Origin of the sequence: Allobosea sp. BE125 (genome assembly GCF_031456075.1) — a bacterium.
GTDB lineage: Bacteria > Pseudomonadota > Alphaproteobacteria > Rhizobiales > Beijerinckiaceae > Allobosea.
Genome location: NZ_JAVDTY010000005.1, coordinates 181,729 through 200,654, shown reverse-complemented (window position 1 = coordinate 200,654; position 18,926 = coordinate 181,729). Strand labels below are relative to the sequence as shown.

General features: G+C 65.8%; 17 protein-coding genes. 4 read left to right on the top strand and 13 right to left on the bottom strand.

The window, feature by feature from the left end; all coding sequences use genetic code 11:
• Positions 1–31: 31 nt before the first annotated feature.
• The 9 genes from proX (J2Y55_RS13830) to J2Y55_RS13790 all read right to left on the bottom strand — a co-directional run bounded on the left by proX (J2Y55_RS13830) (position 32) and on the right by J2Y55_RS13790 (position 10,239).
• Positions 32–1,072 carry a glycine betaine/L-proline ABC transporter substrate-binding protein ProX gene (gene proX / locus J2Y55_RS13830; RefSeq protein WP_310153889.1) on the bottom strand — a complete coding sequence of 347 codons (1,041 nt, stop codon included), beginning with the start codon at positions 1,070–1,072 and terminating at the stop codon, positions 32–34.
• A 131-nt stretch (positions 1,073–1,203) separates the two neighbouring features.
• A complete protein-coding gene (locus J2Y55_RS13825) occupies positions 1,204–2,151 on the bottom strand; it encodes an ABC transporter permease (RefSeq protein WP_310153886.1) in 948 nt (315 codons plus the stop codon).
• Positions 2,144–3,337, bottom strand: a complete 1,194-nt coding sequence (locus tag J2Y55_RS13820) for a quaternary amine ABC transporter ATP-binding protein (RefSeq protein WP_310153883.1) — start codon at positions 3,335–3,337, stop codon at positions 2,144–2,146. The genes J2Y55_RS13825 and J2Y55_RS13820 overlap by 8 nt, the downstream gene beginning before the upstream one ends.
• Before the next feature lie 175 nt (positions 3,338–3,512).
• Positions 3,513–3,827 (bottom strand): NIPSNAP family protein, encoded by a 315-nt coding sequence (locus J2Y55_RS13815; protein WP_069689762.1) that lies wholly within the window; start codon positions 3,825–3,827, stop codon positions 3,513–3,515.
• Positions 3,824–4,633 (bottom strand): alpha/beta fold hydrolase, encoded by an 810-nt coding sequence (locus J2Y55_RS13810; RefSeq protein WP_310154357.1) that lies wholly within the window; start codon positions 4,631–4,633, stop codon positions 3,824–3,826. Before J2Y55_RS13810 ends, J2Y55_RS13815 begins: the two co-directional genes overlap by 4 nt.
• 37 nt (positions 4,634–4,670) lie before the next feature.
• Complete coding sequence (locus J2Y55_RS13805; RefSeq protein ID WP_310153878.1) at positions 4,671–5,762, bottom strand: LLM class flavin-dependent oxidoreductase; 1,092 nt, start codon at positions 5,760–5,762, stop codon at positions 4,671–4,673.
• Between the two features lie 38 nt (positions 5,763–5,800).
• Positions 5,801–7,312, bottom strand: coding sequence for an aldehyde dehydrogenase (locus J2Y55_RS13800; protein ID WP_310153873.1), 1,512 nt, complete (start codon positions 7,310–7,312; stop codon positions 5,801–5,803).
• Positions 7,313–7,327: 15 nt separating this feature from the next.
• The gene (locus tag J2Y55_RS13795; RefSeq protein WP_310153870.1) at positions 7,328–8,308 is read right to left on the bottom strand and encodes a flavin reductase; all 981 of its coding nucleotides are present in this window, start codon (positions 8,306–8,308) and stop codon (positions 7,328–7,330) included.
• 122 nt (positions 8,309–8,430) lie between these two features.
• Positions 8,431–10,239 (bottom strand): helix-turn-helix domain-containing protein, encoded by a 1,809-nt coding sequence (locus J2Y55_RS13790; RefSeq protein WP_310153867.1) that lies wholly within the window; start codon positions 10,237–10,239, stop codon positions 8,431–8,433.
• A 145-nt stretch (positions 10,240–10,384) separates the two neighbouring features.
• Here J2Y55_RS13790 and J2Y55_RS13785 point away from each other — a divergent pair, with 145 nt between their 5' ends.
• The gene (locus J2Y55_RS13785) at positions 10,385–10,975 is read left to right on the top strand and encodes an amino acid synthesis family protein (protein WP_310153864.1); all 591 of its coding nucleotides are present in this window, start codon (positions 10,385–10,387) and stop codon (positions 10,973–10,975) included.
• A 102-nt stretch (positions 10,976–11,077) separates the two neighbouring features.
• Here J2Y55_RS13785 and J2Y55_RS13780 read toward each other — a convergent pair whose 3' ends face one another.
• Together J2Y55_RS13780 and J2Y55_RS13775 are read right to left on the bottom strand one after the other, a co-directional pair.
• A complete protein-coding gene (locus J2Y55_RS13780) occupies positions 11,078–12,484 on the bottom strand; it encodes an aspartate aminotransferase family protein (RefSeq protein WP_310153862.1) in 1,407 nt (468 codons plus the stop codon).
• Positions 12,485–12,500: 16 nt separating this feature from the next.
• Positions 12,501–13,979, bottom strand: coding sequence for an NAD-dependent succinate-semialdehyde dehydrogenase (locus J2Y55_RS13775; RefSeq protein ID WP_310153859.1), 1,479 nt, complete (start codon positions 13,977–13,979; stop codon positions 12,501–12,503).
• Between the two features lie 129 nt (positions 13,980–14,108).
• Between J2Y55_RS13775 and J2Y55_RS13770 the strand changes: the two genes are divergently transcribed.
• From J2Y55_RS13770 to J2Y55_RS13760, 3 genes are all read left to right on the top strand, one after another.
• Positions 14,109–14,576 carry an Lrp/AsnC family transcriptional regulator gene (locus J2Y55_RS13770; RefSeq protein ID WP_310153855.1) on the top strand — a complete coding sequence of 156 codons (468 nt, stop codon included), beginning with the start codon at positions 14,109–14,111 and terminating at the stop codon, positions 14,574–14,576.
• A 181-nt stretch (positions 14,577–14,757) separates the two neighbouring features.
• Positions 14,758–15,759, top strand: a complete 1,002-nt coding sequence (gene proX / locus J2Y55_RS13765; RefSeq protein WP_310153851.1) for a glycine betaine/L-proline ABC transporter substrate-binding protein ProX — start codon at positions 14,758–14,760, stop codon at positions 15,757–15,759.
• A 113-nt stretch (positions 15,760–15,872) separates the two neighbouring features.
• Positions 15,873–17,060: a M20 metallopeptidase family protein gene (locus tag J2Y55_RS13760; protein ID WP_310153848.1), complete on the top strand. Its 1,188-nt coding sequence runs from the start codon at positions 15,873–15,875 to the stop codon at positions 17,058–17,060.
• A 48-nt stretch (positions 17,061–17,108) separates the two neighbouring features.
• On the opposite strand, the gene J2Y55_RS13755 is transcribed toward J2Y55_RS13760, so the two are convergent.
• Complete coding sequence (locus J2Y55_RS13755; protein ID WP_310153846.1) at positions 17,109–17,780, bottom strand: 4-carboxy-4-hydroxy-2-oxoadipate aldolase/oxaloacetate decarboxylase; 672 nt, start codon at positions 17,778–17,780, stop codon at positions 17,109–17,111.
• Positions 17,781–17,898: 118 nt separating this feature from the next.
• The gene (locus J2Y55_RS13750) at positions 17,899–18,834 is read right to left on the bottom strand and encodes a LysR substrate-binding domain-containing protein (protein ID WP_310153843.1); all 936 of its coding nucleotides are present in this window, start codon (positions 18,832–18,834) and stop codon (positions 17,899–17,901) included.
• Positions 18,835–18,926 lie beyond the last annotated feature (92 nt).

Here is an 18,926-nt window from a genome sequence, read left to right as displayed (position 1 = left end):
GTCGCGCGCCCGGATTGAGAAGGACCGGTCCTCATTTTACCGAACGGGCGGCCTCGACCCAGCCGTCGAACTGAGCTTTGTGCAAGCCGATCCACTCATCGGCCATCTTGGTCACGAGGGTGGTGCTTCCGCCATTCTTGTTGATGCTGGCTTCCCAGTTCGACCAGTCTTCGAGCGGGAACTTCATCTGCTCCACAAAGGTTTTCACGGCCGGGTTGGCCGCGACGAACCCCTTATTGGCGACAGCCGACCAGTTCCATGACGACATCGCCATGCGGCACGGATCGGCCCCGCCGGCGCAGCCCTTGACGCCGCTGACCAGCGCCGAGCCCTTGTTCGGCACGGAGGGCGGCAGCGCGTCCGCCGGTGTCGGCAGCCAGACCACATCCTGGCCCGGGACGAGGGCATTGTTCATCCAGGATGGGCTCCAGGCGTAGAAGAACGCCGGCTCGCCGCGCTTCACGCGGGCGACGGCCTCCACCATCAGCGCCTCGTATTTGCCGCGGATCGATTTCACGGTGTCCTTGAGGCCGAACTTGTCGAGCTGGAAGTCGACGACGTCGCCGCAGCTCCAGCCGGGATCGCAATTGATCAGATCGGCCTTGCCGTCCCTGCCGAACAGCGCCGCGATCTTGGGATCCTTCATCTGCTCGAGCGTGGTGATGTTGTGGGCGGCCGCCGTCTTCTTGTCGATCAGATAGCCATTGATACCGCCGCCGACGATCAAGCCGGCGCCGACGATCTCGGCCTGCTTCTCGACCGCTCGGAAGCCGGGCTCGCGCTGCGGGAAATTGACGTCGGTTGCAATGTCGAGGTCGCCCTGCGCCGCCGCCTGGAAGAACAGCGTCGTGTTGACGGTGCTGAGCTTCACGTCGTAGCCGAGCTGCTTCATCGCCTTCATCGCGATTTGCGCGACGACATAATTGGCGCCCAGGCTGTCGCTCTGGGCATAGCGGATGGTCTTGCCCTTCCCTGGAAGCTCCTGCGCAGCTGCAGGCGCTGCCGCGAAAGCGATCGCGGTCATGGCGACGGCCGCAGCCGTTAATGTCTTCAATCCGGTCATGCCTGTCATTGCGGTCTCCTTCTCGATGCCGATCTGTTCGATCGTTTTGTGATGTCCCCTGATCGCCTCGCGGCGGGTCTACGAGCCGGCGCGCCCTGGCGCTCCGGCTATTCGCCAGTCATGCCGCTCGGCGGCGAGCGTCAGAGCGCTTGCTTTGCCGCTATCGCTGTTGCTGTCGGTTCCTCGGGGCGACCGCCCTTGAACAGGCGCATCACTGTGGCGAGCAGCGAGGTCCGCGTCGCGCCGCCGCGCTTGGGTTCGGCCAGCTTCTGCGTGACACGGTCGAGCACCATCGCCAGCAGAACGATGGCGATGCCGCCGACAGCTGCACGGCCGACATCGAGACGGCCCAGGCCCTGGAGGACGACGAGTCCCAAGCCCTCGGCGCCGATCATCGCGACGACGACGGAGAGCACCATCGCGGTGAGCACCGTCTGGTTGAGGCCGCCGAGGATGGTCGGAATGGCAAGGGGGAGCTGGATCTCGAACAGGAGCTGGCGCTTGTCGGCGCCGAAGGCGAGGCCGGCCTCGACGATCTCGTGCTCGACCATGCGGATGCCGAGATTGGTGAAGCGGATCAAGGGCGGCGCAGCGGCCGTGACGACGGCGACCTCGCCCGGCACGGTGCCGACGCCGAACAGCATGACGACCGGCACCAGATAGACGAAGCTCGGCGTCGTCTGCATGATATCGAGGATCGGCCGCACCACGTTCCAGACACGGTCGCTGCTCGCGCACCAGATTCCCATCGGGATGCCGATGACGGCACAAAATACGATCGCGGTCGAGATCAGCGAGAGCGTCGTCATCGCCTCGTTCCAGACGCCGAGCATCGCGATCACCACGAGCGATATCGCGCTGAAGGCCGCGATGCCGGGCGTCGCCAGGCGCCATGCCAGCAAGGTGAAGCCGACGACGAAGACCGGGAACGGAATGGCGTGCAGCACAGCGTCGTTCAGGCTGAGCAGGCCCTCGACCGGCCATTTGATGGCGAGGAAGAGGGGGCGCAGATTGAGCGCGACCCAGCTGACACCCTGCTGAATCCAGCTATCGACCGGGAAAATGGCAAGATCGTCGGCCTTAAACATGGCGATCTCCGGCTGAAGCGGTTTTGGGCGAGGTCGAGGACATGCGGGACAGGAGTTCGCCGATGCCCAGGGTCCCGACGAGCCTGCCGTCCTCGTCGACGACCGCCATCGGTGCGCCGTTGCGATAGCTGCGCGCGACCTCGATGAGCTTGGCGTTCTCCAGGATGCTGACGTAATCGCTGCTCGGCGTGCCGATTTCGCCGCTCTGGCGCGCATGGCCCAGCGCCGCGCCGTCGAGCGCGCCGAGGATCCGACCCTCGCCGTCGAGAACGAAACCGGGATCGCCGGCCTCCGCGCCGCCCACCAGGATGCCGCGCTCGGAGCGCAGGATCGGAGCGGCTTCGCGCATCACGGAACGGGCATCGAAAAGCCGGGCCCGGTCGATCTCGCGGGTGAAGGCCGCGACATAATCGCTGCCTGGCTCCAGCACGATCGATTGCGGGGTGCCCTCGCGAACCAGCTCGCCTTCGGACATGATCGCGATGCGCGTGCCGAGCTTGAGCGCCTCCTGGAAATCATGGGTGATGAACAGGATGGTCTTGTTCAAAGTGCGCTGCAGCCGCAGCAACTCGTCCTGCATCTCGGTGCGGATCAGTGGGTCGAGCGCGCTGAAGGCCTCGTCCATGATCAGGATATCGGCATCGGTCGCGAGCGCCCGGGCAAGGCCGACGCGCTGACGCATGCCGCCGCTCAGTTCATGGGGGAAATGGTAGCCCCAGCGCGCGAGCCCGACCACGCTCAGCACCTCGTCGGCGCGGCGGCGGCGATCCGCCGGCGAGGCGCCACGCAGCTTCAGCCCGAATTCGACATTCTCGATGACGCGCTTGTTCGGCAGGAGCGCAAAATGCTGGAAGACCATCGAGATGCGCGTACGGCGGACCTCGCGCAGCTCCTCTTCCTTCAACGGAACGATATCGCGCCCATCGAGCAGGATCTTGCCGGCGCTGGGTTCGTTCAGCCGGTTGATGCAGCGCGCGAGCGTCGACTTGCCGGAGCCAGACAGGCCCATGACCATGTACATGGCGCCTTCAGGTACGCTCAGCGAGACATTGTTGAGCCCGACGACAGCGCCGAGCTTGTCAAACACGGCGTTCTTGTCCCCGCCATTCGCGAGGATCTGCAGCGCCGCCTCCGGTGTTGCAGAGAAGATCTTGTACAGATTCTGAATCTGCAGTCGCTCGGTCATGTCCGAAAACCCCTCCTTTCGGCGCCCGATGTCTTCGGGCTTGTCCGACCCCCGCCGCGATCGATTAAGAGCCGGCTGATGCGGCCTGTCTTCCTGCGATCCGGAGGACGAATGGTGTCATCCCTTGTCGGGAAAGCGCTAAGAACGATCGTGGCGCTTCACCTGATCCTTGCCCTCAACGCAGTGGCGAAAAATCGGTCGGCAGCAGGATGCGGTTTTCCGCCTGCTCGATGTTCTCCGACAGTCGCGGCAGGAACGCTTGCCAGCGTGGATCGTCAGCCAGTTGCTGGCGCCGCCGCACCCGATCCTCGAAATCGGCATAGGCCCAGAGATGGGTGACATGGCTGAGCAAGCCGATCTCGGTGGTGAAGTACCCGATCAGATGGCCGAGAATGGGCTGCTGGATCGCCAGGCCTTCATCCCTCACGAGCGCGAGATAGCGCCCCATCCGCCCATTCCGGATACGATAGACCCGTTCCTCGACAATCATTGTGGCTCTCCGGCGCCGCCGCCGAGAAATCCGCGCATCAGCGCGGCCACCTGCTCGGGGGCCTCGGTCAGGATCGAGTGACGCATGCCGGGCAGGATATGCAGCTGCGAGCCACTGATGCGCTCGTGCATGTAGCGCGCCATGCGCGGGTTGGAGCCGGCATCCTCCGCACCGGTCGCGATGAGGACCGGCATATGGATCTGGTCGAGCAAACCACCGAAATCGGTCTGCGCCAGCACGCGATAGGCGGCAGCGTAGCATTCGGGGTCGTTCTCGGCGTTGCGCTGCCGCAGCGTCGCGATGAGGTCGGGGTTGCGCGCCTGGAAGCCTTCGGTCAGCCAACGCGACAGCGAGGCGTCGTAATGCGAGCCACGATCACCGGCCTGCAGGGCGGCGAGGCGGACGGCGACGCGCTCGCGCTCCTCCTCGGTGCGGCCCGCCACGGTCGCCAGCAGCACGAGCCGCCTGAGCCGCGCCGGATGCCTCAGCGCCATACGCTGCGCGACCAACCCGCCCAGCGAGAAGCCGGCGAGATGGAAGGTCTCGAAGCCGGCATGGTCGGCGAGCGCCAGCGCGTCCCCGACGAAATCGTCGATCTCGTAGCGCCCTTTGACCTTGCTCGAACGGCCATGGCCGCGCAGATCGAAGCTCAGGATACGAAACCGGTCGGAAAGGCGCCCGGCAACGTCGTCCCAGGCCTCCAGATAGGAGCCGACGCCATGGACGCAGACCAGCGGCTCGCCTGAGCCCTGCAGCCGGTAGTTCAGCGTGACCTCGCCGACGGTCAGGCGCGTCGCGCCATCCATATGCGGCGCGCGGGCAGCGCGTGTCGCGGCGCCCATCTCAGTGCCCCACAGCGGCGCGGCGCGGCGCCGCCTGCGCATGATCCTGCTCGCGGGCGGCGAAATGCGGCATCACCTCGTCGATGAACAATCGCAGCGTCTTCACCTGCAATTCGAAGGGCAGATTGAAGGACAGGCCGAGGCAGTACTGGTCGACGCCGGCATCCTCATAGACCTGCAGCTTCTCGATGACCTCGTCGGGCGTGCCGAACATCAGATTGTCGCGAACGGCCTGCGGATTGTAGTTGGCGCGGTTGGCCACGGCCTCGAACGGCACCGCCTCGGGGAAGCCGTTGGTCACGGTCCCGATATTCTGCATCAGGTTCTCGAAATAGCGCCCGTAATCGACGGAGTGCCGCACCGCGACCTCCCAATCCTGCTGCCGGTCATAGACGCAGGTCCGGCGCTGCATCATCAGGCGCGGGCGGGGCCGCTCGGGATGGTCGGCCACGGCCTTGCGGAATTTCTCGCCGAGCACACCGACCTCTGCGGGAGGCGAGGAGAGCGGCGTCGAGAGGATGTTGGCGCCGATGCCGACCGCCCAGTCGAAGGTGCCCGGGTCGCGCGCCGCGACCCAGATGCTGGGGTGCGGCTGCTGCAGCGGCTTGGGCACCGAGGTCGCCAGCGGGAATTTCCAGTAGTGCCCGTCATGGGCGTAATCGCCGGCCCAGAGCTTTTGCACCGCCGGCACAAGCTCTTTCATGTAGGCGACGCCCTCCTGCTGGGGGATGCCGCCGGCCATGCGATCGAACTCATACTGGTAGGCACCGCGCGCGATGCCGAATTCGAGCCGGCCGCCGGTCAGGTGGTCGCAGAGCGCCGCTTCGCCGGCCAGCCGGATCGGTGACCAGTAGGGCGCGGCAAGCGTGGCCGTGCCGAGCCTGATCCGGTCGGTGTGCTGGCCGAGCCAGGTCAACGTCTGGAACGGATTGGGCGAGACCGTGCACTCGATGGTGTGGTGCTCGGCGGTCCACAGCGTCTCGAAGCCACCTTCATCGGCGATCTTTGCGAGTGCGCGCATGTTGGCGACCGCGTCCGACATCGAATCCCGGGGCGAGAAACGCTCCATGCTGATCGAAACGGCAAATTTCATGATGGCCTCCCGGCTTGGCGTTCTTGGCTTTTTGGAGTTCAGCGCAGGCGGATCACGAAGGGATCCTGCATGGCGCCCGAGTAGTCGATCACCACATTCTTCAGGCGCGAGAATTCGCGCATGACCTCGAAGCCGCCGCGGCGGCCGTAACCGCTGTTCTTCATCCCGCCATTGGCGGACATGTAGGCGGCTGAGCGGTAGGTGTTGATCCAGACCGTGCCGGCCTCGATGTTGCGGGCGAAGCGCATCGCGCGGTCGATGTTTTGGGTCCAGATGCCCGATGCCAGGCCGTATTCGGTGTCGTTGGCGAGGCCGATCATCTCCTCCTCGCTCTTGAACGGCACGACGCCGACGACCGGCCCGAAGATCTCCTCGCGCATGAAGCGCATGGCGTTGCTGGCCTCGGTCATCACCGTCGGCTCGAAATACCAGCCGCGCGCCAGTTCGCCGTCCTGCGGCTTGCGCCCGCCGGCCGCGATCTTCGCACCCTCCCGCACGCCGGAGGCGACATAATCCTCGACCTTGGCGAGCTGCGCTGAGAGCGCCAGCGGCCCGATATCGGTGTCCTCAAGCTGCGGGTGGCCGACCTTGATGCGCTGGGTGCGCGCGACCAGCGCCTCGACGAAGCGGTCATAGATCGGCTGCTCGACGAAGCAGCGCGAGCCCGCGACGCAGGTCTGCCCGGCCGCCGCGAAGACGCCGGACACGACGCCGTTCACCGCCTTGTCGATGTCGACATCGGAGAAGATGACATGGGGCGACTTGCCGCCCAGCTCCATCTGGCAGGGCACCAGGTTTTCGGCGGCGTTGCCAGCGATCTTGCGGCCGGTGAAGGTCGAGCCGGTGAAGACGTATTTCGCGATGCCGGGATGGCGCGTCAGCGCATCGCCCGTGGTCGCGCCGTCGCCGGTGACGACATTGACGACGCCGGGCGGAATGCCGGCCTCGATCACGAGTTCGGCCAGCGCCAGCGTCGAGGCGGTCGCATGCTCGGAGGGCTTCACCACGATGGTGTTGCCGATGGCGAGACAGGGCGCCAGCGTGCCGGTCAGCATCATCAGTGGCGAGTTCCACGGGATGATCATCCCGACCACGCCGATCGGCTCGCGTAGATTGAAGTTCAGCGTGTCGAGCTTGTTGACCGGGATCGTGTCGCCCTGGAGCTTGTCGGCCATCCCCGCGAAATAGAGATAGGAGTCCGGAATCGCCCGCATCTGGGCGCGCATCTCCTTGAGCAGCTTGCCGTTGTCGCGGCACTCGATCATCGCCAGCTCGTCGGCGTTCTCGAGCACGAGCTCGGCGAGCCGGCGCACCAGCTTGCCGCGGTCGGTCTGGGTCAGGCGGCGCCAGGCGGGGTTGACCAGCGCGGCGCGCGCCGAGCGCACGGCAGCATCGACATCGGCGGCGTCGCCTTGCGCGAAGGCATACCAGGGCTCGGCGGTCGTCGGATCGTAGGAGGGCAGGTAGACGCCGCTCTTGGGCGCAACGAAGCGGCCGTCGATGAAGAGATCCTGGCGTGAGCCTTCGAGGGTTTTGACCGTGGTCTGCATATCTGCTCTGCCGGCTCAGGATTGCGGGGTTGGTGCCCAGGGCTGGGCCTCGCCGACCATGGCGAGACGCCCGCCATCGTTGGAATCCATGTAGATCCCGAAGCGCTTGCTCGCGCTTTCGCGGGCATAGCGGCGCAGCATCGCGCTGATCTCGCGCGTCGGAATCGCGTCAAAGGGAAGCTGGTCCAGGGGGAAGAATTTGAGCCCGGCCGATAGCGCCGCCGCAGCGGAATCCTGTGCGAGGCGGGCGCGGTAGATCAGGTATCCGGGGTCGCCGTCGCTGACGTCGAACACCGAGTAGAGGAAGGTGTCGTCCGGCACGAGCGTCAGCGCGTCGCCGCCCTCGAGCTTCAGCTCGTTATCGGCGATGCGGCGCTGCGCGCTCGGCAGCACCCAGCCACCTCGACCATCCGCGCGCAGCAGCAATTGCCCATCGGCCTCGATCAGATAGCCGACGATCATGCCATGCGAGGCGAGCCAGCCCGGCGGCAGCGGGTCCTTGACGTTGGCGTAGCGGCCCCGGCAGAAGCCGAGCGGCGCCGACGGGCTCGTGCCGAAGGCCTGAATCTCGCCGATCAGCACGACATGGTCGCCGGCATCGACGCGGCGGTGGACCGTGCAGTCGAACCAGGTCAGGCAATCCGTCAGGACCGGCGAGCCGGTATGGATGCGGTCATGGCTGACGGTGTCGAACTTATTGGCCGCCTTCGAGGCGAACAGGTTCGAGACGTCGATCTGCCCCTCATGCAGCAGGTTGACCGCGAAGGCGGGCGAGCTGTTGAAGGCCGCGAAGCTGTGCGCACCCTTGCCGACGCAGACCAGCAGCAGCGGCGGATCGAGCGAGACCGAGGTGAACGAGTTCGCGGTCATGCCGCGCGGCGTGCCATCGGCATCGCGGGTCGTGATGATGGTCACGCCCGTCACAAACGTCCCCAGCGCACGACGCAGCGCGACGGGATCGATCGTATTGGGGGCGTTAGTGGCTGCAGCGAGCATGCGCTTCACCTCGATCAAGTCGGGACCGGTGAAGGCTAGGCGGCGACGCAGGCCGCATCTTCCTACGAAAAGAAGGATAGATCCGCAGAATTCCTCTGCGAAGAGCGGGAAGGTATGGCCGTTTAGCGGCTCCCGGCGCTGCCGTTCTCGATTACGCCATGCAGCCGGATCGCCAGTTCGATCGCGAAGCGGCGATCCGCCGTCTCCGGGTCGATCCCGAACAGGTCCTGAATGCGCGACAGCCGGTAGCGCAGCGTCGTCACATGCAGCCCCATCGCATCGGCGCAGGCCTGGGCGCGGCAGCCCTCGCGCAGATAGGCGGCGAGCGTTTCCAGATAGGGCGTGTCGTGCTTGCGGTCATGGGCGACGACCGCGCCGATGCTGCCGTCGACGAAGCTGCGCACATCGGCCGATTCCGCCGCGCCGATCAGCATCGGCATCGGGCCGAAATCCGAGGCCGAAAGGGTCCCCGTGCGGCCGAAGGCGCGCGCGATCCGGATCATCCGCCAGCAGCGCTCCCATTCCTTGGGGTAGTCGTCGAGACCGCCGCAGATGCCGCCAAGCACCACGATCGGCTCCCGGTTGAAGCTGTGCCGCAGCGTCTCGACCATGCGGCGCGCCAGCCGTCCGATCCGCTCCTGGTCGTCGTCCCCGTCATGCGGCAGGAGGCAGACCAGTCCGCCGCCGACGGCGACGACGCTTGCGGGAACATTCAGTTGGCGTGCCAGCCGCGTCACCGCATGGTGGCAATCGACGCTGATGTCGGCCGGCAGGGACGGCATGTCCGGAAAATCGACGACCACCATGCGCGCCGGTGCGCCGAGTGCGAGGCCGAGCCGGCGCCCGCGCAGAAGCACGTCGTCGGCATCGCGCCAGCGGCGCTCGATGATCTCGAAGAACAGCTCGGTCAATGTCCGCGTCTCGAAGCGGAAACGGATGACGCTGCGCATCATCTGGACGCTGAGGGCGAACTTCACGCTGTCGAGCAGGAGCCGTTCGAGATCGCCGGCAGCCTGCGCTGTCGGAAATATCACCAGCGCGCCGACGGCCTGCCCATCGACATTCAGGGGCTCGACCCTGGCCATGAGCTGTAGCTGCCGCTCGCCGTCATCGAGTCGTAAGCCCCGCGGTTCGCTGCGCTGTGCCGCGACGGCGTCCCGCGCCGCTGTGATGATCTGGCTGCCGAGGGTGGTGTCGATGGCCCGCTGCCAGGCCGCGTCGTCGAGATGAAGCGGCGCCGGTGACCGGCTGGCGACCAGCGCATTGCCGGAGAAATCGACCACCAGCACGGGGGCCGGCAGGAGATCCGCCAACATCGCCGCCAGCGCCGAGGTCGACCCGCCGGACAAAACCTCCTGAAGCAGCGTCGTCTGCGTCTGCAGCGCCTTCTGCAACTGCTCGGCCGCCTGGCGTTCGGCCCTGATCCGATGCTCGCGTTCGACCGCGATCCCACCGAGATGGACGATCATGCTCATGAAGGCGAGATCATCCGGCGACACCTCGGTGATGCCGCGCGAGACGACGTTCAGCACCATCGGCCGGTTTTCGGCATCGGCGCAGCTCATCGGCAGCACGAGCACCGTGCGGTAGTCGCGCTCGAAGGCCTCGCGTCGATAGCCCGGAAACTCGTCGGAGGCGCGAGCGTCGCGGATATAGACCGGTTCGTTGCGTTGCAGCGCGATCAGGGCGGGGCTCGTCGCCAGCTCCCAGCGGTTCTCGAGCGGCCGGCGCAGCAGCGTCGGGTCATGCCGCACCATGACATGCGCCTCGCCATGGGCGGCGTCGATCGCCATGATCGATCCCAGCGTCCAGCCGCCATGCTCGCAGGCGGCATGGATGAGGTCGCGCAGGATCGTCTCGAGATCGCCGTCGGAATTGATCCGGCTTGCGACATCCCGCAACGAGCGCATCTGCGATGCCTGATCCGCCATTCAGTTCTCCCGCGCCAACATCGCAACCTTACCCCGCATCGCAGGGGCAGTCCGCAGAATCTTCCGGCGATCCGGCGGAAGACGTTCGCGCAACCGGCCCGCTACGCTGCGGCCGCATCGGATCATCACAACAGGTGGACACCCCATGGATTTCGGCTTGCGCAAGATCTCGACCTTCGTCGAGGAAACCTTCATCGAGGGCGGCAAGGCTGCCGACAAGCCGGTCCGCATGGTCATCGTCGCCGCCGTGCTGCGCAACCCCTGGGCGGGCCAGGGTTTCGTCGAGAACCTGCGGCCCGAGATCCTGCGCATCGCGCCTCATCTCGGCACCGAGCTGACCAAGCGTCTCGTCGCGCTGATGCCGGCCGATCAGGTCGAGGCTTACGGCAAGGCCGCGGCGGTCGGCACCAATGGCGAGATCGAGCATGCCTCGGCGCTGATCCACACGCTGCGCTTCGGCAACATGTTCCGCGATGCCGTCAAAGGCACGGCTTTTCTGAGCTTTACGAACACGCGCAATGCGCCGGGCGCGCTGCTCTCGCTGCCGATGATCCACAAGAGCGAAACCGGCAAGCGCTCGCATTTCCTGACCGCGAACTTCCAGATTCCTGATGCGCCGGCCGCCGACGAAGTTCTGGTTGCGATCGGAGCCTGCGACAACAGCCGGGCCCATCCGCGCCTCGCCGATCGCTTCCAGGATATGGACGAGATGAAGCAGGAACTGGAAAACGCCTGAGCGTATCGCGCCGGCGCGTCCCGGCATCCGCCGATCGAAACAGGGCCCGCCATCTCGGCGGGCCCTTTTGCATGAGCTGAGCGCCTGACGCATTGCGACGCCTCAGGCTACCTTGACCTTCTCGCGGACCAACTCGTCCATGACCTGGCGCACCGCCTGCTCGGCGATGCCGACGATCTCGTCGATTTCTTCCTTCGTCGTCACAAGTGGCGGGGCGAACCCGAGAATATCGCCATGCGGCATCGCGCGGGCGATCAGGCCACGGTCGCGAGCCGCCTTGGAGATGCGCGCCCCGACCTTCAGCGCTGCATCGAAGCGGGTCTTGGCCGAGCGGTCGGCGACGAATTCGAGCGCGCCCAGCATGCCGACGCCGCGCACCTCGCCGACGATCGGCAATTGCGCGAAGGTTGCCTTCAGCCGGTCCTGGAAATAGCCGCCGACATTGCGCGCCTTGCCCGCCAGATCCTCGCGCTCGACGATGTCGAGCACGGCGTTGGCTGCTGCCGCACCGATCGGATGGCCGGAATAGGTATAGCCATGCGAGAAGGCTCCGACACGGTCCGCGCCGTCCTCCATAACCTTGTAGACCTTCTCTCCGACGATCACGGCCGAGAGCGGGAAATAGCCTGAGGTCAGGCCTTTCGCGACAGTGATCAGGTCCGGCTCTATGCCGTAGAGATGCGAACCGAAGGGCGTGCCGACACGGCCGAAGCCGGTGATGACCTCGTCGGCGATCAAGAGCACGTCGTATTTGCGCAGCACCAGCTGGATTGCCTGCCAGTAGCCCTGCGGCGGCGGGATGATGCCGCCCGTGCCGAGCACCGGCTCACCGATGAAGGCGCCGACAGTCTCGGGTCCCTCACGCAGGATCAGGCCTTCGAGTTCGTCCGCAAGGCGCTTCGAGAACTCGATTTCGCTCTCACCGGCTTGAGCACCCCAATAATGATGCGGTGCGCCGGTGTGCAGGATACCGGGGAAGGGCAGATCCATATGATCATGGTAGAAGCTCATCCCGGTCATCGAGCCGGAAACGACGCTGCAGCCGTGATAGCCGCGCAGCCGCGAGACGATCTTCTTCTTCCGCGGTTGGCCACGCAGGTTGTTGTAATACCAGACCAGCTTGGCCTGGGTCTCGTTCGCGTCCGAGCCGGATAGGCCGTAGAAGACCTTGCTCATCTGTCCCGGCGCCATCCTGACGAGGCGGTCGGAGAGGATGGCGAGCTCATCGGTCGTGTGGGCGGCGTAGCTGTGATAATAGGCAAGCCGGTGGGCCTGCCGCGCAATCGCCTCGGCCACCTCGGTCCGGCCATAGCCGATATTGACGCAGTAGAGCCCGGCGAAGCCGTCGATATAACTGCGACCAGTTGCATCCTGAATGCGGATGCCTTTCCCGGTTTCGACGATGGTCGGCTCGCCGAGCTTGCCGCTGGCAAAATCCTTGAGCTGGGTGAAGGGGTGCAGGACGCTGGCGCGATCCAGCGCACCGATGGCTGCGACATCGATCGTCATGGGGTGATCTCCTTGATCAGGCTGCGAGATTCCCGAAGCAGACATATTTCGCTTCGAGATATTCGGTGATGCCGTGGCGCGAGCCCTCGCGGCCGAGGCCCGACTGCTTCCAGCCGCCAAAAGGGATCGGCGCCCCGGTGAATTTTGGCGTGTTGACCGCGACCATGCCGTATTCGAGCTGGCCGGTGAGCCGCATCGCACGGCGCAGATCGTCGGTGTAGAGATAGGCCGCGAGCCCCATCTCGGTGGCATTGGCCCGGGCGACGACCTCGTCCTCGTCATCGAAGGGCAGGATCGCGGCGACGGGCCCAAACGTCTCCTCGCGCGCGATCGTCATGGCGTCGGTGACATCAGCGAGCACGGTCGGCTCCACGAAATTGCCACTGAGCGGACTGTCCTGTCCGCCCGTGACGATCCGGGCGCCGGCCGCGACCGCCTGCGCGATCTGCTGGCGGCATTTCTCGGCGACGGAGGCCTTGGTCATCGGCCCGATATCGGTGCCCTCGGCCAGACCGTGACCGACCCGCAAGCGCGCAGTCGCCTCGGAGAAGGCCGCGACGAAGCGCTGATAGGAGTTGCGCTGGACATAGATGCGGTTGGCAGCAAGGCAGTCCTGTCCGGAGGTTGCGAATTTCGCCGCAATGCAGCCGGCAACGGTGGCATCGAGCGGGGCATCGTCGAAGACGATGAAGGGCGCGTGGCCGCCGAGTTCGAGCGAGGCCCGCTTCACCGTCTGCGCCGCCTGCCCAAGCAGCAGCCGTCCGACTTCGGTGGAGCCCGTGAAGGAGAAGGCGCGGATATCGGTGTGAGACATCAGGCGATGCGACAACGGCGCGGCCTCGCCGGTGACGATCTGGAGAACGCCGGCGGGCAAGCCGACCTCCTCAGCCAGCCGGGCAAGCGCCAGCGCGGACAACGGCGTCTCCGGCGCCGGCTTCACGATCATGACGCAACCGGCGGCCAAGGCCGCGCCGGCCTTGCGCGTGATCATCGCGCTTGGAAAATTCCAGGGCGTGACGGCCGCCGAAACCCCGATCGGCTGCATCTGGACCGAAAGCCGGCTTCCCGGCAGATGGCTGGGGATCGTCTCGCCGTAACAGCGCTCGCCCTCGGCCGCGAACCAATCGAGGAAGGCAGCCGCGTAAGTGATCTCACCATGCGACTCCGCCAGCGGCTTGCCCTGTTCGGCCGTCATGATGACGGCGAGGTCGCCGGCATTGCGGCGCATCGCTGAGGCCCAGTCGCGCAGCAGGAGCCCGCGTTCGAGAGGCGGCCGTTCGCGCCAGGCGCGTTGCGCCTGGACCGCGACGGCAACGGCCTCATCGACCATGCCGACCTCGCAGGCGGCGACCTCCGCGATGGTCTCGCCCGTCGCGGGATCCGTGACCGGCTGGCGCTGCGGAGCGTCGCGCCACACGCCATTCACAAAAGCCCGGCTCTGTAGCAGGTCGGCTCGCGCGAGCCCCTTCAGCGCTTTCGCGGATATGCCCTGCATCAAGATCCCCCGGAACCAGTGATTGAACTGCGCCGGAAATTATCGCGGGCAGCGCAGCCCTTTGCTGTATAATCGTCGGTATCGCGCCGAATTTCGGCGTTGTTCACTCATTTTACGCAGGATTTCTGCATGATCTCGCTCGACAGCCTCGACCGGCGCCTTCTCGCTGCCGTCCAGCAGGACAACCGCCTGACCACCGCCGAACTCGGCCAGCAGGTCGGCCTCTCCGCCACCGCCTGCCAGCGGCGATTGAAGCGGCTGCGGGACGAAGGCGTCATCGAGGCCGATATTGCGGTGGTCTCGCCCAAGGCCGTCGGGCGCCCGGTCTCCATGCTGGTGCTGGTGACGCTGGAGCGCGAGCGCGCCGACATCGTCGACCGCTTCAAGGCGTCGATCCGCGCGACGAAGGAGGTGATGATCGGCCTCTACGTGACCGGCGACGCCGATTTCGTGCTCTATGTCACGGCCAGCGATATGGAAGATTATGAGCGCTTCACGCGCCGGTTCTTCTATGAGAACCCTGACATCAAGGGTTTCAAGACGATGGTGGTGATGGACCGCGTGAAGGCGGGCTTCGCCCTGCCGATCGAGCCCTGATCTCGGGCCGGATCATCCCGATATCCGCCGGCATGCACGATTTCGCAGGAAGAGCGCGCCACTCCATCCGCCTTGCCACAGGAAGTTCTCTCAGTGCCGGCTCGCTACGAATCCTGACGGGGACCATAAACCGCAGGGATCGAAGACGATGGCCGCATCCTGGAATTGCAAGACGGGTTCGATGTTTGCGCTGGCATGCGCAGGGCTCCTAGTGCTGTCCCCGGCTGGCGCCCAATCCTTACCCGGCGAGGGCAGGACCGTCCGCATCGCCATCGGCGATACGCTGGGTGCGACGCGGATGCATGACCACATCCTCCAAACCGCATTCCAGAAACTGGGCTACAAGACCGCGGAAACGCAGATCAACCCGACGCTGTTCTTCCAGGCCGCCGCGCTGGGCGATCTCGACATGCTCAGCGGGCTCAATTTTCCGCAGCGTGAACCGCAGTTCAAGACGGTCGAAAAGCAGCTCGCCACGATCGGCGAGGGCACGATCATCGAGGGCGGCATCAACGGCTATCTCATCGACAAGAAGACGGCCGACGCCAACAATATCACCCAGCTCGACCAGCTGAAGGACCCCAAGATCGCCGCGGCACTCGCGGTCGAAGGCAAGATTAACCTGATCAATTGCGACCCGGGCTGGTCCTGCGGAGACGTCGTCGAGTATCAGCTCGACAAGTTCGGCCTGAAGAGCACGATCAAATCCGTGCGCGGCAAATACGAGGCGCTGATGGCCGAAGCGATCGGCCGCGCGCTACGCGGCGAGCCGACGCTCTATTATGCCTGGAGTCCGTCCTGGGTGATGGACAAGCTCGTTCCAGGCAAGGACGTGGTCTGGCTGCCGACGCCGTTCAATGCGGTTCCGCCCAACCTCAAGGTCTCGACCAGCGCGCTGGTTTCCGGCGTCAAAGGCTGTGCCGGTGGGCAGGATCCGTGCCGCATGGCGCTCGGCCAGTGGAACTACATGCCTGTCGCCAACCGCGACTTCCTGGCGAAGAACCCCGCCATCCGGCGCTTCCTCGAGCTCGCGCGCTATCCCCGCGACACCTGGGCGAAATGGGAAGGCGTCATCGCGGCGGACAGCTCGCCGCGCGCCATCCGAGCCGCCGGCGACAGCTGGATCCAGGAGAACCAGACGCTGTTCGATGGTTGGGTCGCCGAAGCGACAGCGGCCCGCTAGAGCGTTTCGAGCGAAGCGGCCATCGGCTTGCGAAGTAAAGCGTTTAAAAACAATGCTCTACGGAACTTTCTTAATCAGACAGACCGGCTTCACGGCAAGAAATGAGGGACTTCGTGGACAACGCTCGTGAGATGAACGACGTCGGCACGGCGATCGATACCATCGCGCAGGACATCGCGCCCAGGCTGATCGGCATCAGGCGCGATCTGCACGCCCATCCCGAGATCGGCTTCGAGGTGCAGCGCACCGCCGGCGTCGTTGCCGCCGAGCTCGCGCGGCTCGGCATCGCCTGCCGCACCGGCGTGGGGCGTACGGGTGTCGTGGCGGACATCGTCGGCCGGGCGCCCGGACCCTGCCTGGTCATCCGGGCCGACATGGACGCCCTGCCGATCCAGGAGATGACGGGGCTTGCCTATGCCAGCACCATCCCCGGCCGCATGCATGCCTGCGGACACGACCTCCACACCGCAACGCTGCTCGGCGTGGGCGCCGTCCTCAACCAGCTCTCGGGCAAGCTGCGCGGCACGGTGAGACTGGTCTTCCAGCCCGCTGAAGAGACGATCGACAGCGGCGCCGCCGCGATGATCGCCGACGGTGTGCTCGATGGCGTCAACATGGCGCTGGGCTTCCACAACGAACCCGGCGTGCCGGCGGGAACGAGCGGCTATATCCGCGGCGCAAGCTTCGCCTCGGCCGACAGCTTCCAGATCACGATCGAGGGCCGCTCCGGCCATGCGGCGCAGCCACATGAGGCTGTCGACCCGATCATGGTTGCCGGCTACCTCCTGACGCAGCTGCAGACCATCGTCTCGCGCGAGATCAACCCGATCCGCAGCGCGGTCCTTACCGTGGGTCGGATCGAGGGGGGCGACGCCTACAACATCATCCCCGACAGCTGCGTGATGGCGGGCACGATCCGCACACGCGCGCCCGAGACGCGCGACGCCATGGAAGCAGCCGTTCGCCGGATCTGTGCCGGCACGGAGATCATGCACCGCGTGACATGCAGGCTAGCCTATAGCCGCAACCTGCCTCCGGTCATGAACGATGACGGCTTGCTGGATCGCACGATCGCGGCGGTTCGCCTGCAGGGCGGGGCTATTCACGAGATCGATGGCGGCTTCGGCGCCGAGGATTTTGCCTTCTTCTCCGAGCGCGTGCCATCGTCGCATCTTCGGATCGGCTCCTCGCAGCCCGGCCGGCGGGACCGTGTCCATAACTCGAACTACCAGCCGGACGAGAGCTGCATCGCGCATGGCGTGCTCGCCTTGTCGCGCACCGCCATGGAGTTGCTGAACTAGGGCCTGTGCACGACCGGAGACCGATCCACGCAGGGAGGCACTGCCGCTTCAGCCATATGTGCAGTTCTTCGCGGCCAGGACCTTGTCCATGCCGGAAAGCTCGAGGATGCTGCCACCGTTCCTGAGCGCGGCCATGACCTCCGCCTCCTTGTCCTCGCGCGCGGCGGAATTCTTCGCGACATCGAGGAGCGTGGCCTTGGGAACGACCACGACGCCGTCATCATCGGCGCTGATGTAATCGCCGGGATTGACCACCACGCCGCCGATCACGATGGGCTGGTTGATCGTCCCCAGCGTCTCCTTGACGGTGCCCTTCATGCACAGGCCGTAGCAGAACACGTTTAAGCCGAGGCCGTGGATGGCCGGGCCGTCGCGCACGCCGGCATCCGTCACCAGCCCGACGATGCCCTTCGCCTTGCAGGCCGTGGCGAGCACTTCGCCGAACCCGCCCTGCTCGGGATGGTCGCCGGCGCTCACCACCAGCACGTCACCCGGCTGGGCCATGCTGATCGCGGTGATCAGCATCAGGTTGTCGCCGGGGAAGCATCGCGCGGTCAGGGCCGGGCCGCTGGCCCGCATGCCGGGATAGATTGGCTTGATCCGCGAGGTGAGGGCGCCGCTGCGGCCCTGCGCCTCGTGCAATGTCGCCGGAGGGAATTTCGAGATGGCCGCCAAAGCGTCGGCGTCCGGCCGATCGAACGATCTGATCACATGAACCATGGGGCACTCCGTCTTCCCAATCCGACAGGTTCTGCCGCCTGCCGGTCTCGCGCCAGGCGCTGACCCTTCGGTCTTAGGAAGGCGCCGGGAGCCGCGCCAATAGATTATTGCGTGACCCTCATAGGGATTCGCGATGGTCTGCGGGCCAGCGCGCCTTCAACGCCTGGATCTGTTCGTTGAGGACCCCGTAAACCGCGAAGGCGGCATCCGACAGCGCGACATTGTCGGGGATGCCGAGAGACATCGGCAGCGAGGCGCTTGCCGATGCGATGCGGCGGATGACCGGCTTCATGCCGACCAGCAGCGTACTCGCGATCGGCCATGGCAGGACCGTCGCCGCCATGCCTTCGAGGACGGCGGTCGCCAGCGTCGGCAGCGCGTGGATCTCGGCGACGACGCGCGCCCGCACGCCAGCCTCGCTGCAGGCCCGCTCGATGGCCTGCCGCAGATAGGATTCGCGTGCCGGCAGCACCAGCTCGATCTTTGCGAGCTCGGACACGGAGATCGCGGTTTCGCTGCCGCCGCCGATGTCGAAGGCCGGCGCCGCCACGAGATAGAACGGCTCGTCGAACAGCCGCGTATAACTGAGCCCGCGCACGGGCGTGTCGCCATAGAGCACGGCCATGTCCATGCGACCCTTCAACGTCATTTCGCTCAGGGTCACGCCGAAGCTGTCGAAGATGTTCAAGACGATGCCGGGAAAGCGGCTGCGCACCTCGCGCAGGAGCGCCGGCGCGATCAGGCTTGCAGTGCTCAGCGGCGCAAGGCCGACCGTGACGTTGCCGGAGACCGCGGCGCCGGAATCGAGGATGCTGCGGCGAGCCTCCTCGATCTGCCGTTGGACCATCTGCGCATAGCGGTAGAGGATCTGGCCGGCTTCGGTGGGCGTCACCCCGCGCGTGCTGCGGATCAGGAGTTGCTTCTTGAACTCCACCTCGAGGCTGGCGATCTGCTGGCTCAGGGCCGGCTGCGCGACATTGAGCACATTGGCCGCGCGCGTGACGCTGCCGAGATCGACGACCTTCAGGAAAGCTTCGAGACGTTTCGTGTCCAAGCGCGCTTCACCCCCGCAACGTATCCCCGACGATGCGACAAGCGGGAGGGAAACGCGACAGGCAGGTTGCGATCGCCGCAGTTGCTATCACC